This window comes from Mycobacterium asiaticum (genome assembly GCF_001673365.1).
Classification (GTDB): Bacteria; Actinomycetota; Actinomycetes; order Mycobacteriales; family Mycobacteriaceae; genus Mycobacterium; species Mycobacterium asiaticum_A.
The window spans coordinates 32911-49772 of the sequence record NZ_LZLS01000191.1; the positions used below are offsets into that span (position 1 = coordinate 32911).

A 16862-nucleotide genomic window follows, 5' to 3' on the forward strand; every position below is an offset into this window, starting at 1 on the left:
AGGTCGAACGCGATCAAGGGATGCAGCCGATGAATCTGGTTTTGCAGGCGATTGATTCGGCTGCCAGCAGGTTTGCCAATCCGGCGCGGGAATCCGATCCCGACAAGCTGCGCAGGTCGGTTTCCGGCAAGACGGTCCTGGTGACTGGTGCGTCGTACGGAATCGGCGAGGCCACCGCACGCAAGTTGGCTGCGGCCGGAGCGACCGTGCTTGTCGTGGCCCGCTCGGTGGAACGCCTTGACGACGTCGCCGCCTCCATCAACGCCGGCGGGGGACAGGCCGTCGCCTACCCGACCGATCTCAGCGACGAAGCGGCCGTCAGCGAGCTCACCAAGCAGATCAACGAGACCCACGGACCACTCGACATCGTGGTGAGCAACGCGGGTAAGTCGCTGCGCAGATCACTGCACGACCAATACGACCGTCCGCACGACTTTCAGCGCACCATCGACATCAACTATCTGGGGCCGATCTGGCTGCTGCTGGGCCTACTTCCGGCAATGCGTGAAAACGGGCGCGGACACCTGGTCAATGTGTCCAGTGTCGGCGTGCGGGTAGTGCCGGGACCGCAGTGGGGTGCCTATCAGGCGTCCAAAGGCGCCTTCGACCGCTGGTTGCGCAGCGTGGCGCCGGAACTGCACGGCGACGGGATCGATGTCTCGACGATCTACTTCGCGCTGGTCCGCACCCGCATGATCGAACCCACTCCACTGCTGGGCCGGCTGCCCGGACTGACTTCGGACGAGGCCGCCGATGCCGTCGCCAAGGTGATCATCGAGCGACCACGCACCAACGAACCGCCCTGGGTATGGCCGGCCGAACTGGCCTCGGTATTGCTTGCGGGACCGGCCGAACGCGCGGCCCGGTTGTGGCACAGCAGATTTCTCGCCGAATCCGACAATCCCGACAAGAAGGACGCCCGATCATGACGACCGGCGTGGCGGGCACCACGGCACGGGCGGTGCTGTCGTCCGGCCTGCTCGGACCGCCGGGGCCCGGCGCGGCGTTACGACTGGTCCGCGAGGTGTGCCGGAGCGGCACGAACCTGTTCACCCTGCTCGCGATATCGGCGGCCCGCTGGCCCGATCGGACCGCGATCATCGACGAGGACGGGGCGCTGAGCTACCGCGACCTGCTGTCGATGACGGAGACACTGGCCGGTGAACTGGTGGACGCCGGCGCCAAGGCCGGGGATCCCGTGGGAGTGATGTGCCGCAACGGGCGCAACTTCGTCGCCGCGGTCTTCGCCACCGCCTTGGTGGGTGCCGATGTGGTGTTGGTGAACACCGAGTTTCGCACCGATGCGCTGGCCGGTGCGCTGGGAGCACACCAGATCCGAACGATGTTCTGCGACAACGAATTCATTGACCAACTCGGTGAAACGGATGTCCCGATCCGGCTCGTCGATCCCGCGACCGTCCATCGGCGCCAAGGTGATTCGCGGCCAAAGGTCGCGCCGTCGGGGCGGATGGTGCTGTTGACTTCCGGCACCACCGGGATACCCAAGGGCGTACCGCGTACGCCACACCTAAGCTCCGGGATCGGTGTCAGCATGACGCTCCTGGAGCGCACCGGTCTGCGGGTGGGAACGCGAATCTGCCTGGCTGCGCCGATGTTTCATGGACTGGGCTTCGGCATCCTGATGATGGCGATGGCACTGGGCGGCACCGTGCTGACCAGACGGCGGTTCGATGCCGAAGCAACGCTCGCCCAGGCGTCGCTGCATCGTGCCGACTCGATGAGCGCGGTGCCGATCATGTTGGCCCGCATGCTGGATCTCCCGCAACGGGTAAAGGCACGAAACCCGTTGTCCTGCTTGCGGGTAGTGATTTCCAGCGGCGACCGCCTCGACCCCGGTTTGGCGCGCCGGTTCATGGACTCCTACGGCGACGTGCTCTACAACTTGTACGGCTCCACCGAGGTGGGCATCGGTTCACTGGCCACACCGGACGAGATCCGGCGGTTCCCCGAGACGGTCGGCAGGCCGGTGGCGGGGTGTCCGGTACGCATCTACAGCAAGACCGGAAAAGCCGTGGGGCCGCGGGTCACCGGACGGATTTTCGTCGGCGGTGGTTTGGCCTCCGACGGCTACACCGGTGGCGGCGCGAAGGCCGTCATCGACCGCATGACGAGCACGGGCGACATGGGTTATCTCGACGAGGCGGGGCGGCTGTACATCGTCGGCCGCGAAGACGACATGATCGTCTCCGGTGGCGAAAACGTCTATCCGCGTGCGCTGGAGAACGCTCTTGCCGGTCATCCCGATGTTGCCGAAAACGCGGTGGTGGGTGTCGCCGACGAGCAGTTCGGGAAGCGGCTGGCCGCCTTCGTGGTGCTGCGTGCCGACAGCGAGGCCGACGAGCCGACGTTACGAGAATACTTGAAAGGCAAGGTTTCTCGTTTCGAGCAACCCAGGGACATCAGCATCGTGCCCAGCATCCCGCGTAACCCGGCCGGCAAGGTGGTGCGTCGGGAACTATCGGGCTAGCGAGGGTCGCGCTCCTCGCAGTCCGCGTGCTCATCTTGGGCTTCGGGTTGCACGGCGGTCACCGCCTTGTTCAACCATTGCGGCGCCAGCACCGAGATCGCGGTGGTTCCGGCGGTTGCGCCGATCACGCCCGTCCACGCGACCGGGCCCAGCGGGGTGCAGCCGAAGAACTGGCTGAGCACCGGTGTCTGGATGATGCCGACCAACACGCCTGCGCTGCCCAGTGCCGTCGCCACCACCAACGGGCTGTGCCGGCGGGTGAGCAGTGTCTGCGCCAGCTGAGTAGTCACCAGCGCTGTCAAACCCATTGTCGCCGTGCGGCGTTCAGTGCCAGGGGTCCAGCGTCCGATGGCCCAGGCGGCCGTCGCGCCGGCGGCGGTGATCACGCCGCGGCTGACGACCTGGCGCATCAGCGGGTCGTCGAGGGACGGCGCGGGTTGGGTCAGCAACTCACGTTGCAGCATCCAGCGCGCCTCTTCGATCTCTTCGTCGCTGAGATCCTCGTCCTGCTCCGGGTCGTCGTACTGGGACGTGACGGCCACCGCGAGGGCGGGGAACATGTCGGTGAGCAGATTGACCAAGAGCAGCTGGCGGGTGCCCACCGGCGCCCGTCCCTGTCCGAACGCGGTGCCGAGGATGGTGAACAGGACTTCGCCGACGTTGCCGCCGACCAGGATCGTGACGGCATCGCGGACGCCGGCCCACATGTTGCGACCTTCGACCAACGCGTCGATCAGCACACCCAGATCGTCGTCGGTGAGCACGATGTCGGCCGCGGTGCGCGCGGCCGAAGAACCCCGACCGCTGACGCCGATGCCGACGTCGGCCATCCGGATGGCGGCGGCGTCGTTGGCGCCGTCACCGACCATGGCCGTCACTCGTCCGCAGCGTTGCAGGGCCGCAACGATTTGCACCTTCTGTTCCGGGCTGACCCGGGCGAACACTTGCACGTCGGCGGCTAGTTTGGCGTGCCCTTCCTCGTCAAAGCTGGCGAACTCGGCGCCGGTCACCACTCGGGCGTCCTCCGGCAGCCCCAGTTGGCGGGCGATCGCTCGCGCGGTGATGGGATGGTCGCCGGTAATCAGTACGACGTTGCGCCCAGCCTCCACCAGTGCCTCGATGAGGGGCCGCGACGAAGTCCGCGCGGTGTCGGCCAACCCCACGTAGCCGAGCAGTTCGAGGTCGCGAGCCGCGGCATCGACGGCGTCGGCGTCGGTGTCCTCCTCGGCGGTGCCGTTCCCCCAGCGGCGGCGCGCGACCGCCAGGACCCGCAGTCCCTGTTCGGCGAGATCACGCACCAACGCCTCGGCCTGTTCCCGGCCGGCCGCGGGATCGGTGTCCGTGTCGTCGAATCGGCAGCGCGGCAGCACGATCTCCGGTGCGCCCTTGAGCACCAACATCGGCGCGTCGTCCTGCGAGCCGTCCCCAGCCCCGATCGAGGCCGCGTACCCCCTGGTGGATTCGAACGGCACCTCGGCAAGTACCGTCCACACCGAATCACCTTCCACCCCAAGCTCATTCGCTGCGGTGATGATGGCCTCATCGGTCGCGTGCGCGTGCCCCTCACCGTCGTGCGGCTGGGTGGAAGCGCGGGCGGCGGCCCGTAGCACCACAACCGCGGCCGGATCGTCCAGCCCCGGAGCAGCACCGCCAACCTCGGTCGCCTTCGGCACGGCGCGCACGACGCGCAGCTTGTTCTCGGTGAGTGTGCCGGTCTTGTCGAAGCAGATGGTGTCCACTCGGCCGAGGGCCTCGATGGTTCGGGGTGAGCGCACCAAGACTCCCCGTGCGGTGAGGCGTTGCGCGGCGGCGAGCTGAGACAGGGTGGCCACCAGCGGCAGACCTTCGGGGACGGCGGCGACCGCGATGGCGACGCCGTCGGCCACCGCCTGGCGCAGCGACGCCTTGCGCAACAACGCCAGACCGGTCACGGTAGCGCCGCCCGCGAGCGTAAGGGGCAACACCTTGCTGGTCAGTTCGCGCAGCCGGGCCTGCACCCCGGCCGAGGTCTCCACGTTCGCGACCGCCGAGATGGCGCGCTGTGCGGCGGTCCCGACGCCGGTGGCGACGACGATTGCGCGGGCTCGCCCGGCGACGATGGTGCTGCCCTCGAACAGCATGCTTGCCCGGTCCGGGTCGTTGACGCCGACGGGATCTACCTGCTTGTCGACCGGCAGCGATTCGCCGGTCAGGAAGGACTCGTCGACCTCCAGGTCTTCGGCGACCAGAATCCGCGCATCGGCCGGCACCACCTCGGGCGCGGCCAAGTCGATGACGTCCCCGGGGTGCAGCTTCTTGGCCGACACAGTGGCCGTGCGGGTGGCGTTGCGCGCCGCCTCCAACCGCCGCCTGGTCGTCGCCATCGCCGGGACGACCACGCGACGCACCAGCTGGTCCTGCTCGGCAAACAACTCCGCGGCGGCAGCCTCGGCCCGCAGCCGCTGCACCCCGCCGGTTACCGCGTTGACCGCCATGACTCCGGCAACCAGCAAAGCGTCGACGTTGCTGCCGACGATCGCTGAAGCTGCCGCGCCGACCGCCAGGATCGGAGTCAGCGGATCCTTCAACTCCACGCGTGTTGCGGAGGCCAACCGTCCCAGCGTCTGGACCGGACCACGCAGCGGCGCCACCACTGGTTCGTAGGACAGGTCGTCAAGCCGGCGTCGCCACGTCGAGGTATCGGATTCGACCGCCAACTTGCGTGAGCCGCCGGCCAGCCGCGAATAGACGATCTCCGGGTCCAGTGCGTGCCATGCGGTCAGCGGTTGCGGTGTCGGCTTGGGCAGGCGCAGTACCCGCGCGGCCGATAGCGTCCCGGACAGCAGTGCGGTCGCGCCGGCGGCGTTGACGGGGTTGAGCCACCGTCGAAATGACGCCGGGCTGCTGGTCCTGCCGTCCTCCCCAGTAACCAGCAACAGTCCGGCCAGGGTGGTGCCGCCCTGCGCGAGGTGGACCGCGGATTCGCTGGCCGCGCGAGCCACCGGCAGGGCGGACAGAATGCGTACCGCGGCGGCCAGATCGGTTCCGGTGATGACATCGGCAGTCCACGGGGTGGCCGCGCGGGGGTCATCGAGCGCCACGCCGACATCGGCGATGGCCAACGCGGCCAGCGTGTCCGTCGACGCGAAATCGCGGTGCAGTGCTGTTATCAGCAGGACCGGTCCGCGGTCGGACCGCAATTCGCGGACCACCTTGAGTAACGGTGTGCCTGGTGGATGCGTCGACCCGACACTCGCGGACAGGTCCTCGGTACCGGCCACGTGGCGCAAAACCACTCGGGCGCCGGTGCGGTGCGCCGTCTGAAGCAGTGGGATGGCGTACGGGTCGACCTCCCAGCCGACGTCGACGTGGCCTACCCGCCGGCCTTCACAGACCAGGTCCGCGTGCTCGAGGCCCTGGGCCGGTGTCGCTGAAGACCCTTGCGGCCGAAGCCATTTCAGTCGCGCGCCGGTGGCGGGCAGTTCGTCGGGATCGGGTTCGGGGGCTTCCTCGCCGTGCAGCAGAGCGTCGGCGACTTCGTAGACGCGGTCGTCGTCCCAACCGGGTTCCTCGCCCCAGGCACTCAACACCGCGCGGTGGTCACCACGCAGCGCGGCGCCGTCGATAACCACCACCTTCACCCGGTCCAGGCGGCGCAGCGCGCCCGGGTCGAGCACCAGCAGTCCGGCGTTGGCCAGGCCCCGGCCGAGTGTCGTCGCAAACGACTGCCGACCCAGGTGCGCGGCCTTGGGCACCCCGGCCAGGATCGCTTCGGCGGCTTCGGCGGCACCGCCGCCGGCGAACAAAGCCCCGGCGGCGGCCACCAGCGACCCGCTGGCGGCCTGGTCGACGTAGCTTTCCACCGGGCCTTTCATGGAGCCCTTGTCCGAGTCGATGGCCGAATCGATGGCGCCGTCGACGACGACGTGCGAGGCCTCGCCCGCCGCGGCCGCCGCCCAGTTATGCCGCGGAGCATGCGATTCAGCGCCCGCCGAGGAGAGGATCGGCACCACCGGCGCCTGCGGACGGTCCGGCGACGCGAGCGCCGGCTCACGTTCCCGCCACTGCTGGCGATGGGCTGCCGCCTCGGACAGCTGCAACGTACGCTGGGCCAGGTCCAGCAGGGGGGTACCGACCGACTGGCTTAGTCCGTAGGCCAGCGCCGTCGAGCCACTGAGCACGATGTCGGTGCCGACCCGACCCAACCGGGATTCCAGCACGGCCACTACCCGTGGCTGGTAATTGATGAGCGCTGCGGCGGCTCGCGCGCTACGCGGTGCCATCGGCAGCCGGGTGAACCAGCCGGTGACGGCGGCACCGACCGCGACGACGTCCATCGCCGCCGCGGACAGCGGCACCAGAATCGCCAACGGGTTGCCCGGGTCCGCGAACGGCGCGGCCTGCACGGCCGCAATGGTTTCCGCGGCAGTGAGGTCGGAGGCCACGGCTGTGGCCGTGTCGCGCACTTCATCGAGCACGGCGTCGGCGTCGGCGTCCTCCGCGATCTCGACGACCAGCCGGCCCAGCGACCCTTCGACGTGTGCTTTGGCGACGCCGTCGATGCGGCGCACCGGCTCCTCGATCGCCGCCGCATACTCCTGCCAGTTGGGGAACGGCAGCAGCGGGTCGAGGTCCAGGTGTACGCGCCGGCCACTGTGCCAACGCACCGGTGGGGTGACCGCTTCGGGAGCGCCGTCGGTGGACCCGCCCAGTCCGATAGCCCGACCGGTGGAGTGCGCCATGGTCTGCACCACGGGCCCGACCAGCTCCGTCACCGGGCTGGTCAGGGTTTGCACCGCTCCCACGGCACCGGCCGCGCCGTTGATCCCGGCCTGTAGCGCCTGAACCGCTCCACCGGTCAGGGTGCCGACGAGGTCGGCCACACCCGGGATCTTCAATTCAGCACCCTTCGATTACGTGTACCGCGTCAATCCTTCCGGCGCCGTGCAGACCTGTCCACACGGCCCGCCGCATGCAGCGCCAGGCTACCGTTGGCTTACCGGGTGGGTGGCAGCCCAAACGCCGCGAAGAGCGTCGGATCGAGAAATACGGTTAACACCGCGATCCCAACTGCCCGATCCTTTAGCCGGCAGGTGAGGACCTGGATGGAATGGGCCGCCATGATGTTGTCGGCGTTACGCCGGTATTCGGCGACGGCAGGCTGACCGTTGGCGGACGTTGGGACCATCACCAGATCGCCGCGCTTGGCGAATGCACGCTCGCGCAGGAAACCCAGCACCGCATCTCGGCCTTCGAACCACATTGGCATAGGTGGCATTTCGAGCTTGATGTCGTCTTGCAGCAGCTCGGTCAAGGCAGCCATGTCGGAGTTCTCGAATGCCGCGCAATAGCGGTCGACCAATTCGCGGCTCTGCGCGTCATCGGATTCGGTGACACCGTCCTCGTCCGGCGCGACCTCGGCGAGACGGGCGCGGGCGCGTTGCAGCGAGCTGTTGACCGCCGCAGGCGTGGTCTGCAGCAGCTCGGCGACTTCGGCGGCGCTGAACTGCACCACATCGCGCAGAATCAACACCGCCCGCTGGCGCGCGGGTAGCTCCTGCAGTGCGATCATCACCGCCAAGCGAACGCTGTGCCGCACCGCGACGCTCGCTTCCGGGCTTTCGGACATATACGTGTCGGGGATTGGCTCGGGCCACTCGTGGCCGTCTGATCCGTCCCCCACCCCGGCCGGCAACACCCGGCGACCGCGGTTTTCCATCGCGCGCAAGCACGCCGTCGTCGCGATCCGGTACAGCCAAGTGCGCAGTGTCGCCCGCTCCTCGAATGCCGGGTACCCGCGCCAGCCGCGCAGGTAGGTCTCCTGGACCAGGTCCTCGGCGTCGTGCAACGAACCCAGCATCCGGTAGCAGTGCGCGATCAACTCGGCGCGATACGGCGCGGCCTGCTCGATGAACTCGTCTTGGACAGGCATATCCCTATTGATACCTGCCGCTTCAGATAGCAGCCTCTGCATACCTGTGATGGCCAAAAATCATTGTGAGCTGGGCAGCGATGAATCGCGGCGACGCGTCGTATCTGTATGGGTGTGAACTTCCATACCGAGAGGACGAGCGGCACTGTAGTACTCGCGCTGTCTACCGAATTGCGTCTCGCCGTAAACCTGATCGGGCAACAAACAGAAAGGATCGACATGCAAACACCGCCCATCGTGTCCGCGCAGGACTGGGAAGCAGCGCACCGGAACTTGCTGGTGCGGGAGAAGGAGGTGATGCGGGCCCGCGACGAGGTGGCGGCGCTGCGCCGCCGGATGCCGTGGCTGGAAGTGGACAAGGATTACGTGTTCGACGGGCCCGACGGTAAGCGCAGCCTGCTCGACCTATTTGACGGCCGGCGCCAACTCGTCCTCTACCGCGCCTTCTTCGAACCCGGCGTGCATGGGTGGCCGGAACACGGCTGCCCGGGCTGCTCGATGATCGCGGACCACATCGGTCACCTGGCGCACGTCAACGCCCGCGACACCACCCTGGTATTCGCGTCGCGAGCACCGCAGGACGACATCGCGCGCCTCAAGGAGCGGATGGGTTGGCGGATGCCGTGGTACACGATGACCGACGGCTTCGACGTTGACTTCGGAGTCCACGAATGGCACGGCACCAACGCGTTCATCCAGGACGGCTCACGGGTGTACCGCACTTATTTCGTGAACAACCGGGGCGACGAGGTGCTCGGCAACACCTGGAGCATCCTCGACCTGACGGCGCTCGGGCGCCAAGAGGATTGGGAGGATTCACCGCCGGGCTACCCCCAGACCAAGCCGTACGAGTGGTGGGCCTGGCACGACTCCTACGCGGAGCACGTCCCGTCGCGCTGGTTTGGCGAGCCGGATCCAAACGATCCCAACGATCAACGGCCACCACGGAGTTGAGGCGACGGCATAGCTCGAATAGCCGTCTGGCGGCTACTCGTGATTCGGCCGAACGGCGCTGAATTGACTAGAGAGTTCGGTGATGAGCCCTGCCGACGTGGTACCCGGTCGGAAAGGACTTTTCGATGACCTGCAGGTGGTGGTCGACTCTGGACTCCAACTCGAGGACCACGCAGCTGTCACCGACGGCCTTGGACTCGAGAACTATGTAACGCTGACCACCATCGGTGATCGGGTCACCAGAGTGCAAATTTTCGACCGGTACCAACTCAGGGGTTCCGTCTGACTCCACCTCAATCACAGTAGGTCAACTCGGCAGGTGAGGGAATAGCCTGGCCAGCGGGTCGCCTGACTGCCCACGGTGCGCGGCAGGCAAGAATGGGCTGCAATGAATGCGCAGCTTCCGGCCGACCCGCCGACCTGTTACCGGCATCCCGACCGCCAGACGTATCTCCGATGCAACCGATGTGAGCGCCCCATTTGCGGCGACTGCATGCGCAGCGCGGCGGTGGGTCACCAGTGCGTGGACTGCGTACAGGCGGGTGCTCGCACCATTCGCGAGCGCCGGACCCGGTTCGGTGGACGCGAACGGTCCTCGGCCACCCCCGTCGTGACCTACACACTGATCGCGATCAACGTGCTGGCGTTCATCGCCGAAATGGCGTCGGTAGAAGTGCAACGGCAGTTCTGGTTGTGGCCGCGCGCCGTCGCGGGCGGAGAGTTCTACCGTCTGGTGACGTCAGTGTTTCTGCACGCCGGCACCATGCATCTGTTGCTGAATATGTGGGTGTTGTATGTCGTGGGACCCCCGCTGGAGATGGGGCTGGGACGGCTGCGGTACATCGGGTTGTACGCGGTGAGCGGGTTGGGCGGATCGGTGCTGGTGTATCTGCTGTCGCCGGTCGACACCCCGACGCTGGGCGCATCGGGCGCCATCTATGGGTTGTTCGCCGCCACCTTGGTGGTGGCCAAACGGCTCACCCTCGACGTGCGGTGGGTGGCTGCGGTCATCGTGATCAACCTGGCATTCACTTTCGTTGTCCCTGCGATCACTTCGCACCAGATCAGCTGGCAGGCACACGTGGGCGGGTTGATCGCGGGCGCGGTGATCACCGCGGCCTATGTGTATGTACCGCGCCAACGACGAGATCTGCTGCAGGCCGGCGCGACGGTAGCTGCGCTGGTGTTGTTCGCGGCGTTGATCTGGTGGCGCACGGCGGAACTGGTTGTCGCCTAACCCCCGCGAGCAGACGCAGAATCACCGTGGAGCTCACGCTCCAACGTGATTCTGCGTCTGCTCGCGCGGGGTAAGTTGGCCCGCATGAGCTGGTGGATCGCCCACGCCGAGCGAACGCTGACCGAAGACGTACCCGCCCCAGCGCAACAAGTCCGCGACTTCTACGTCGACCTGGACAACATCAGACTCGTTCACCCGCTGATCGTCTCGGTGGAGTTGCTTAACCGCCGTGAATCCCCCGAGGGCTATGAGGTGAGCTACCGCGTCGTGGACCGTCTTCCGCTGGGCCCCTTCACGGCGCGCATCACTTATCGTGCGCGCCTGCAGGTACCGACGCAGGGCGACGTGCGCACCGAAGCCGACCAATCGCCAGGCGTGCGCCTGCGGGGGACCGTCAGCTTCGAACCGGTCGAAGGCGGCACCCGGGTCACCGAGCGGATCCGGTTCGCCGCACCGCGGCCGCTGGCCGGCTACACGGTCCGCGAGGCGGTCAAGGCCCACGCCAAGATGCTCTACGGCATCAAGCGCCACTTCGAGAACCGTTGACGCTCAAGGCGTCCACTGCGAGTTCAGCGCGCGATCTGACAGGAACTTGGTGGAACTCCAGCCGCCGTCGACGACGATCGTCTGACCGTTGATGAAAGCGCCTCCGGGCGAGCACAAGAACGCCACGGTGGCGGCGACATCGTCGACCGTGCCGAGGCGCTGATGCGGCGTCATCTCGACATTGATCCGACGAAACCGTTCGTCGGCCAGGCGGTGCTCGGTCATGGCCGTCTGGATAACACCGGGAGCCACTGCGTTGCAACGTATTCCGTGCGCTCCGTACTGGCAGGCGATGTGCGTGGTCATTGCGGTCAGTCCGCCCTTGGCGGCCGAATAGGCACCGCCGCGCATCCCGCCCACGACGGCGAACGTCGAGGTGATATTCACGATTCCCGAGCCGGGTTGCAAATGCGGCAGCACCTCACGCACCAGGCGAAATGGCGCACGCAGCATCAATCCCAGGAAGTGGTCCAGAGATTCGTCGTCGGTCTCGTGTAGCGGCTTCGGACTTCCGATGCCCGCGGCGTTCACCAGGAAGTCGACGCGGCCCCAGCGGGCGAGCGCCGCCTCGGTGATCTGCCGCGGTGCGTCGTCCTCGATTAGATCCACGGCAACGGTGCCCACTCGATCGGGATCGCCGATCGCATCCGCCAGCCGGGCCAGCTTGTCCTCATCGCGTCCCGTCGCCAATATCGCCATGCCCGATTCGGCCAACTTTGTGGCGCAACCGAATCCGATTCCGCCGGTCGCCCCGGTCACAATCGCTACCTGCATGTCAGTGCTCTGCCTTCATCAGCGCCGCCTTGATCTGGTGCTTGAGGACCTTTCCCGCGTCGTTCTTCGGTAGGTCGTCCCAGATAACCACCTGCTCGGGTGTTTTGAAGCGTGCAACGCCAGCGGCCTCCAGGAAGCTGCGCAGGCTCGTCACGTCCGGACCCGGCGTGCCGGCCGGCACCACTACGGCGCAGGCCCGCTCCCCGGTGCGCTCGTCGGGCAGGCCGACGATGGCGACCTCGGCGATGCCCGGGTGATCGGCCAGGACGTCCTCGACTTCCTTAGGGGAGATGTTCTCACCGTTGCGGATGATGATGTCCTTGGCGCGACCGGTGATAACGAGGTACTCGTGGTCGACCCAGCGCGCAAGGTCGCCGGTGCGGAAGTAGCCGTCCTCGTCGAAGGATGCGTCTTCGTCTTCCGGGTGCAGGTAGCCAACCAGCATCTGTGGCCCCCGCACCCGGATTTCGCCGTCCACCAGCTTCACCGCGGCCACGCCGCAGCGGCCATCGGTGTCAGCCGCGCGGGCGCCGTCTTCCGGTGCGCCGACCGTCGTCACCGGAACCTCGGTCGACCCGTACACGCGGGTGACGATCGCCGAGTCGAAATACGTTGCCGCTCTGCGTATCAGAGAGGGCGACACGGCTGCGCCACCGCAGATGAACACCTTAAGATCGGGCAACCGGGTGCCCGCCAGCTGTGTCGCGGTCAACAACTGTTCCAAAAACGGTGTGGCACCAGCCATGTGCGTGCAGTGTTCGGCCTGCATGAGCCCTACTGCCGCCTCGGGATCCCAGCGCTCCATCAGCACCGCGGTGGCGCCGAGCAGAAACGGGGCTTCGAAAGCGTAGATCGAGCCGCCGATGTGCGCGATCGGCGACGCAACCAGGAACGTGTCACCGTGGTCGACCAACCAATTATCGCGAATCTGGCGCAATAGCGCATGAATCGAGTTGTGCGTGTGCAACACGCCTTTCGGGCGGCCAGTGGTCCCCGAGGTGTAGAGGATCATGCGCACGGCATCGGGGTCGAGGGCGGGCAGCGCCAAGTCGTGCGGTCTAGACATTGAATCGAAGGTCAGCTGACCCGGCCCGCAATCTCCGCGCACCACAACGACATCCGGTGGCGACTCCAGTTGCGCACTCACTCGGTGCAGCATCGAGGCGAAGTCGTGCCTTCCGAAAGTCGAAGGGATGAACACCATTCGGCTGTCCGCGTCCTCCAGAATGAAGCGCAGTTCCCGATCGCGCAGCGACGGCAGGATCGGATTGGCGACCATGCCCGCCAGCGTGGTGGCCAAATAGATCACCGCGGCTTCGTGCCAATTGGGCAGCATGAACGACACCACGCTGCTTGGTGGAATGCGCGCAAGCAGGGTGCGCGCCAGATCCGTTGCATGCCGGTGCAAGTCGGCACAAGTCAGTCTGTGCGCGCCGTCGACCAGTGCTACCCGCTGCGGGGTGTGCTCGGCGGCTTCCCGCAGTGCGTCCGCCAAAGTCTGGTGTGACCACCATCCGCGCGCGTAGGCATCGGCGGCGCGTTCGTCGTCCCAACGGACCCAACGCCCGCCGATCAGCTTTCGTCCCTCGCGTGCCGGTATCACGGCGCTAACTGCGCACTCGGCGCATGGTCATCGAGTGCCGGAACCGCGACGCGGGGTGGGTGTTGATGGTGACCTGCGCGATCTGTTCGTCGGAGGCCCGGTAGGTGCGCTGCACCTGCAGGGCCGGGGCGCCAGGATCCTCATCGAGACCGGCGGCTAACTCGGCGGACAACAGCACCGCGACGATTTCTTGTTGCACCTCAACGATGCTGAGCCCGAACAGGTCTTCGATCAAGGGAAAGATCGGGCCTTCGTGGCGCTGCAGAAGTCGGCCCACCGCCGCGAAGGTGCGGTTGATGTAATACTCGGTGCGGCATAGCGCGGCTTCCCCGGTGTCGGCCTGCCGGAAGCCGCGAACGCTCAGCCACTGCTCACCGACGGCTAAACCCGTACGTTCAGCCAGATCGTCGTCAATGCCGACCATCGCGACGGATTCGATGGCAAATCGGGTGCCGGTGGCGAAATCCAGCAGGTCGTTGATCGACATGACATGTTGCACATAGGAATCCGCCGACGGACGCGGCACCACCAACGTTCCGGTGCGCGGCCGTGACGACACCAGGTTGTCGTCGCGCAATCGGCGCAGTGCCTCTCGAATGGTGTAGCGGCTCACCGCAAAACGTTCGCACAATTCGTGTTCGGTGGGCAGTTGAGAGCCGACCGGGTAGACCCCGTCCACGATCTCCTTGCGCAAGGTACGTGCCACCTGGAGGTAGCGGTGGTCGACGACCTTGGTCTCCGAAGATTGCTGGGGCACTTCAGGATTCCCTGCGCAAGGCGAGTACGCTGCCGTCGGCGTCTGCCGACACGTACAACGTGCCGTCGAGTCCGGCGGTGATGCCGGCAAAGGGCCCCTGCGGGCCGGAGAACGGCGGCATTCCGCGCAGCGGCTTGGGCACGACACCGGGTGGGGCGCCGACCGGCAGGTCGGCCGCGATCGTGGTGCGGGAGCCGGTGAGCAGGTCGACGGCGACGAGTTCCTTTGCGCCGGCGTCGACTACGTACAATTCCTGGTCCTGCACGAGCAGGCCTTGTGGCCGTTGCAGCCCCTCGATCAGGGTGCCGCCACCGCCCAGCTTGAGTACCCGGCCGGCGCCGGCCTCCGACACCAGTGTCGTGCCGTCGGACGCGAGCGCCACTCCGACCGGTTCGCTCAAACCGGTCGCCAGCACGTCGACTTGGCCGGCTCGGATGGCCAGCACCCGTCCGGCGCCCAGTTCGGCCACCACGACGGTGTTTCCGGGTGCGACGGCCACACCGTATAGCTGGTCGAAACCCTGGGCTAGGAACTCACTTTCGTTGCTATGAGGCCGATATCGGGCCACGTCGCCGTTCGAGGTGGTCGCAACGAACTCGCCGGGTCCGGTGCAGGCCAACCCGCGCAGGAAGCCGGGGTAACCGGGACTGAACAGCATGCCCACGGTATGCAGGGAGCCGTCGGGAAGCAGCATGTAGAAGAAGGTCCCGTCGGCGATGTAGAGGTTGCCGTCGGGCCCGACCGCCAGATCCAGCGGCCAGTTCAGACCGCCGTCGAGGACCGTGCGTGTTCCCCCGTCGAGGAGGATCTCGGTGATCTCCCCGGTGAAGCTCGACACGAAAAGTCGGTTGCCGACGAACGTGCAATTGTCCAAACCGGGATTGAGGCTTGCCAGTACGCTGCGCTCGCCGTTGCGGGGATTGATGCGCAGCACCTGACCGCTGTGAACCTGGGTGGAGACGATGTAGCCGTCGGCGTCGAACTTCACCGAGTCGGGGACGCCGAGGTCGCCGGCGACGCGTTCGGGTTCGCCGCCTTCGGGATTGATGCGCCAGATCTCATTGGCGCCCATGACCGGGAAGTACAGCAGCCCGTCCGGGCCGACCTCCATCGCGTTGGGCGACGGCACGTTCTCCAGCAGGATCCGCGGCGGGCCGCCGTTGAGGTCGAGTTCGAGCAGTCGCCCACCCGCCCGGCATTCGCCGATGAACAACCTGCCCTGGTGCACGGTGATGCCGTTGGCCGACGGTAGGTCGTCCCGCAAAACCCGGGAGCGGCCGGCGGGGTCACGCATGCTGACCCGCCCGTCCATCACCTCGGTCGCATACAGGTTGCCCTCCGGGCCGAACGCCACGTCATCGGGCGCGATGATGTCGCCACCTTTGGCGCTGACGGTCTCGAGCTGGCCCGTGTGCACGTCGAGCGCGCTGATCTGGCTGCCGGTCACCTGCGCGATGTAGATCCGGCCGTCCGGACCGGTGCGGATGCCGTTCGCGCCGAACAGTCGGCTGGGCGCGGTGAGGCGCGTTAGGGTCCAGCCTTCGGCAACACTCGGCAGCGCATTGGCGCTGTAGCGAGCAGCGTTCACCGCTCGGACGATAGCAATTGATCTTTGGTCCAGACAATAGCCGCGCGCATTTTCCGCCCGGCCCTTGACGTGCAGGCTGCCGCCAGAGAATCATGCTCTCTAATGGATGCATGTCATTATCTTGTCCGGACAATTAAGTGAGCCGCGACCCACTGAGCCTGGCCGGACGAGTCGTCGTGGTCGCCGGCGCCGCAGGGGGCGGGATCGGCACCACGGTGACGCGGGCGGTCGCCGAAGCCGGGGCAACCGTGGTTGCGGTCAGCCGGGGCCGCGACAATCTCGACCGTCACCTCGGACCGCTGGTGGACGAAGGGCTGCCGGTGGTGCCGCTGGCCGCGGATGTGTCCACCGACGACGGGGTGGCCGCTGTCCTGACGGCAGCCAACCGTGCGGACGGTGATTTGTACGGGCTGGTCAACGTCGCCGGCGGCGCCGACCCGTCGACGTGGATGCCCGCGACCCGGGTGACACGGGAAGACTGGCGCGAGCTGTTCGCCCGCAATCTGGAAACGATGTTCTTCATGAGCCAGGCGGTGGCCGGAGAACTCAAGAGCCGCAAGCGTTCTGGGTCGATCGTCTCCATCTCGTCGATCAGCGGGATGAACAGCGCGCCGTTCCACATCGCTTATGGCACCGCCAAAGCAGCGATCGTCGCGGTAACCCGCACCATGGCAGTCGAATTGGCATGCGGCGAGGGCGGCGCGATCCGGGTGAACGCGGTCGCGCCCGGCGTCACCGAAACGCCAGCGTCGCGGACCTACACCGACGAGGACCCCGAGCGGGACCGGCGCGCCATCGCCATGGGACGACGCGGCCTTCCCGACGAAGTCGCCGGCGCGATTCTGTTTCTGCTGTCGGACCTGTCGACCTATATCACCGGACAGACGTTGCTGGTCGATGGTGGACTGAACCTGAAATGGGGGCACCTGGGCGCCGACAACACGTCGCTGTTCCTCAAGGACGAATCCTTCCGCGCCGCGATACAGCGGTGATGGCGAGAAAGG

General features: G+C 66.8%; 13 protein-coding genes. 6 read left to right on the forward strand and 7 right to left on the reverse strand.

The genetic code is table 11. The features are described 5' to 3' along the window. Window positions 1-29 precede the first annotated feature (29 nt). Both A5634_RS21515 and A5634_RS21520 read left to right on the forward strand, forming a co-directional pair. Window positions 30-929, forward strand: coding sequence for an SDR family NAD(P)-dependent oxidoreductase (locus tag A5634_RS21515; protein WP_065146145.1), 900 nt, complete (start codon window positions 30-32; stop codon window positions 927-929). Next, complete coding sequence (locus A5634_RS21520; RefSeq protein ID WP_437340003.1) at window positions 923-2488, forward strand: AMP-binding protein; 1566 nt, start codon at window positions 923-925, stop codon at window positions 2486-2488. Before A5634_RS21515 ends, A5634_RS21520 begins: the two co-directional genes overlap by 7 nt. Here A5634_RS21520 and A5634_RS21525 read toward each other — a convergent pair. Then, entirely contained in the window at window positions 2485-7365 is a 4881-nt protein-coding gene (locus A5634_RS21525) for a cation-translocating P-type ATPase (protein WP_065146048.1), read from the reverse strand. The genes A5634_RS21520 and A5634_RS21525 overlap by 4 nt on opposite strands. A 98-nt stretch (window positions 7366-7463) precedes the next feature. Further along, the gene (locus A5634_RS21530) at window positions 7464-8399 is read right to left on the reverse strand and encodes a sigma-70 family RNA polymerase sigma factor (protein WP_065146049.1); all 936 of its coding nucleotides are present in this window, start codon (window positions 8397-8399) and stop codon (window positions 7464-7466) included. A 219-nt stretch (window positions 8400-8618) separates the two neighbouring features. Between A5634_RS21530 and A5634_RS21535 the strand changes: the two genes are divergently transcribed. Next, on the forward strand, window positions 8619-9353 hold the full coding sequence (locus A5634_RS21535) for a DUF899 domain-containing protein (protein ID WP_065146050.1): 735 nt from the start codon (window positions 8619-8621) through the stop codon (window positions 9351-9353). A 67-nt stretch (window positions 9354-9420) separates the two neighbouring features. Here A5634_RS21535 and A5634_RS27635 read toward each other — a convergent pair whose 3' ends face one another. Then, window positions 9421-9645 (reverse strand): hypothetical protein, encoded by a 225-nt coding sequence (locus A5634_RS27635; protein WP_081290580.1) that lies wholly within the window; start codon window positions 9643-9645, stop codon window positions 9421-9423. A gap of 96 nt (window positions 9646-9741) precedes the next feature. Here A5634_RS27635 and A5634_RS21545 point away from each other — a divergent pair, with 96 nt between their 5' ends. Together A5634_RS21545 and A5634_RS21550 are read left to right on the forward strand one after the other, a co-directional pair. Next, window positions 9742-10590, forward strand: coding sequence for a rhomboid family intramembrane serine protease (locus tag A5634_RS21545; protein ID WP_081290578.1), 849 nt, complete (start codon window positions 9742-9744; stop codon window positions 10588-10590). A gap of 84 nt (window positions 10591-10674) precedes the next feature. Continuing rightward, window positions 10675-11136 carry an SRPBCC family protein gene (locus A5634_RS21550; protein WP_065146053.1) on the forward strand — a complete coding sequence of 154 codons (462 nt, stop codon included), beginning with the start codon at window positions 10675-10677 and terminating at the stop codon, window positions 11134-11136. A gap of 3 nt (window positions 11137-11139) precedes the next feature. Here A5634_RS21550 and A5634_RS21555 read toward each other — a convergent pair whose 3' ends face one another. Genes A5634_RS21555 through A5634_RS21570 form a run of 4 tightly spaced genes read right to left on the reverse strand, consistent with a single transcriptional unit; the run spans window position 11140 to window position 15876 of the window. Further along, on the reverse strand, window positions 11140-11910 hold the full coding sequence (locus A5634_RS21555) for an SDR family NAD(P)-dependent oxidoreductase (RefSeq protein WP_065146054.1): 771 nt from the start codon (window positions 11908-11910) through the stop codon (window positions 11140-11142). A gap of 1 nt (window position 11911) precedes the next feature. After that, window positions 11912-13510: an AMP-binding protein gene (locus A5634_RS21560; RefSeq protein WP_081290581.1), complete on the reverse strand. Its 1599-nt coding sequence runs from the start codon at window positions 13508-13510 to the stop codon at window positions 11912-11914. A 7-nt stretch (window positions 13511-13517) separates the two neighbouring features. Next, entirely contained in the window at window positions 13518-14270 is a 753-nt protein-coding gene (locus A5634_RS21565; protein WP_065146055.1) for a GntR family transcriptional regulator, read from the reverse strand. 1 nt (window position 14271) lies between these two features. Then, window positions 14272-15876: an SMP-30/gluconolactonase/LRE family protein gene (locus tag A5634_RS21570; RefSeq protein WP_065146056.1), complete on the reverse strand. Its 1605-nt coding sequence runs from the start codon at window positions 15874-15876 to the stop codon at window positions 14272-14274. A gap of 119 nt (window positions 15877-15995) precedes the next feature. On the opposite strand from A5634_RS21570, the gene A5634_RS21575 reads away from it, so the two are divergent. Next, a complete protein-coding gene (locus A5634_RS21575) occupies window positions 15996-16850 on the forward strand; it encodes an SDR family NAD(P)-dependent oxidoreductase (RefSeq protein WP_065146057.1) in 855 nt (284 codons plus the stop codon). Window positions 16851-16862 lie beyond the last annotated feature (12 nt).

Excerpts from the sequence above, each read along its gene's own strand:
- A5634_RS21515 (WP_065146145.1), top strand. The coding sequence starts at position 30 with ATGAATCTGGTTTTGCAGGCGATTGATTCGGCTGCCAGCAGGTTTGCC.
- A5634_RS21530 (WP_065146049.1), bottom strand. The coding sequence starts at position 8,399 with ATGCCTGTCCAAGACGAGTTCATCGAGCAGGCCGCGCCGTATCGCGCC.
- A5634_RS21535 (WP_065146050.1), top strand. The coding sequence starts at position 8,619 with ATGCAAACACCGCCCATCGTGTCCGCGCAGGACTGGGAAGCAGCGCAC.
- A5634_RS21545 (WP_081290578.1), top strand. The coding sequence starts at position 9,742 with ATGAATGCGCAGCTTCCGGCCGACCCGCCGACCTGTTACCGGCATCCC.
- A5634_RS21550 (WP_065146053.1), top strand. The coding sequence starts at position 10,675 with ATGAGCTGGTGGATCGCCCACGCCGAGCGAACGCTGACCGAAGACGTA.
- A5634_RS21555 (WP_065146054.1), bottom strand. The coding sequence starts at position 11,910 with ATGCAGGTAGCGATTGTGACCGGGGCGACCGGCGGAATCGGATTCGGT.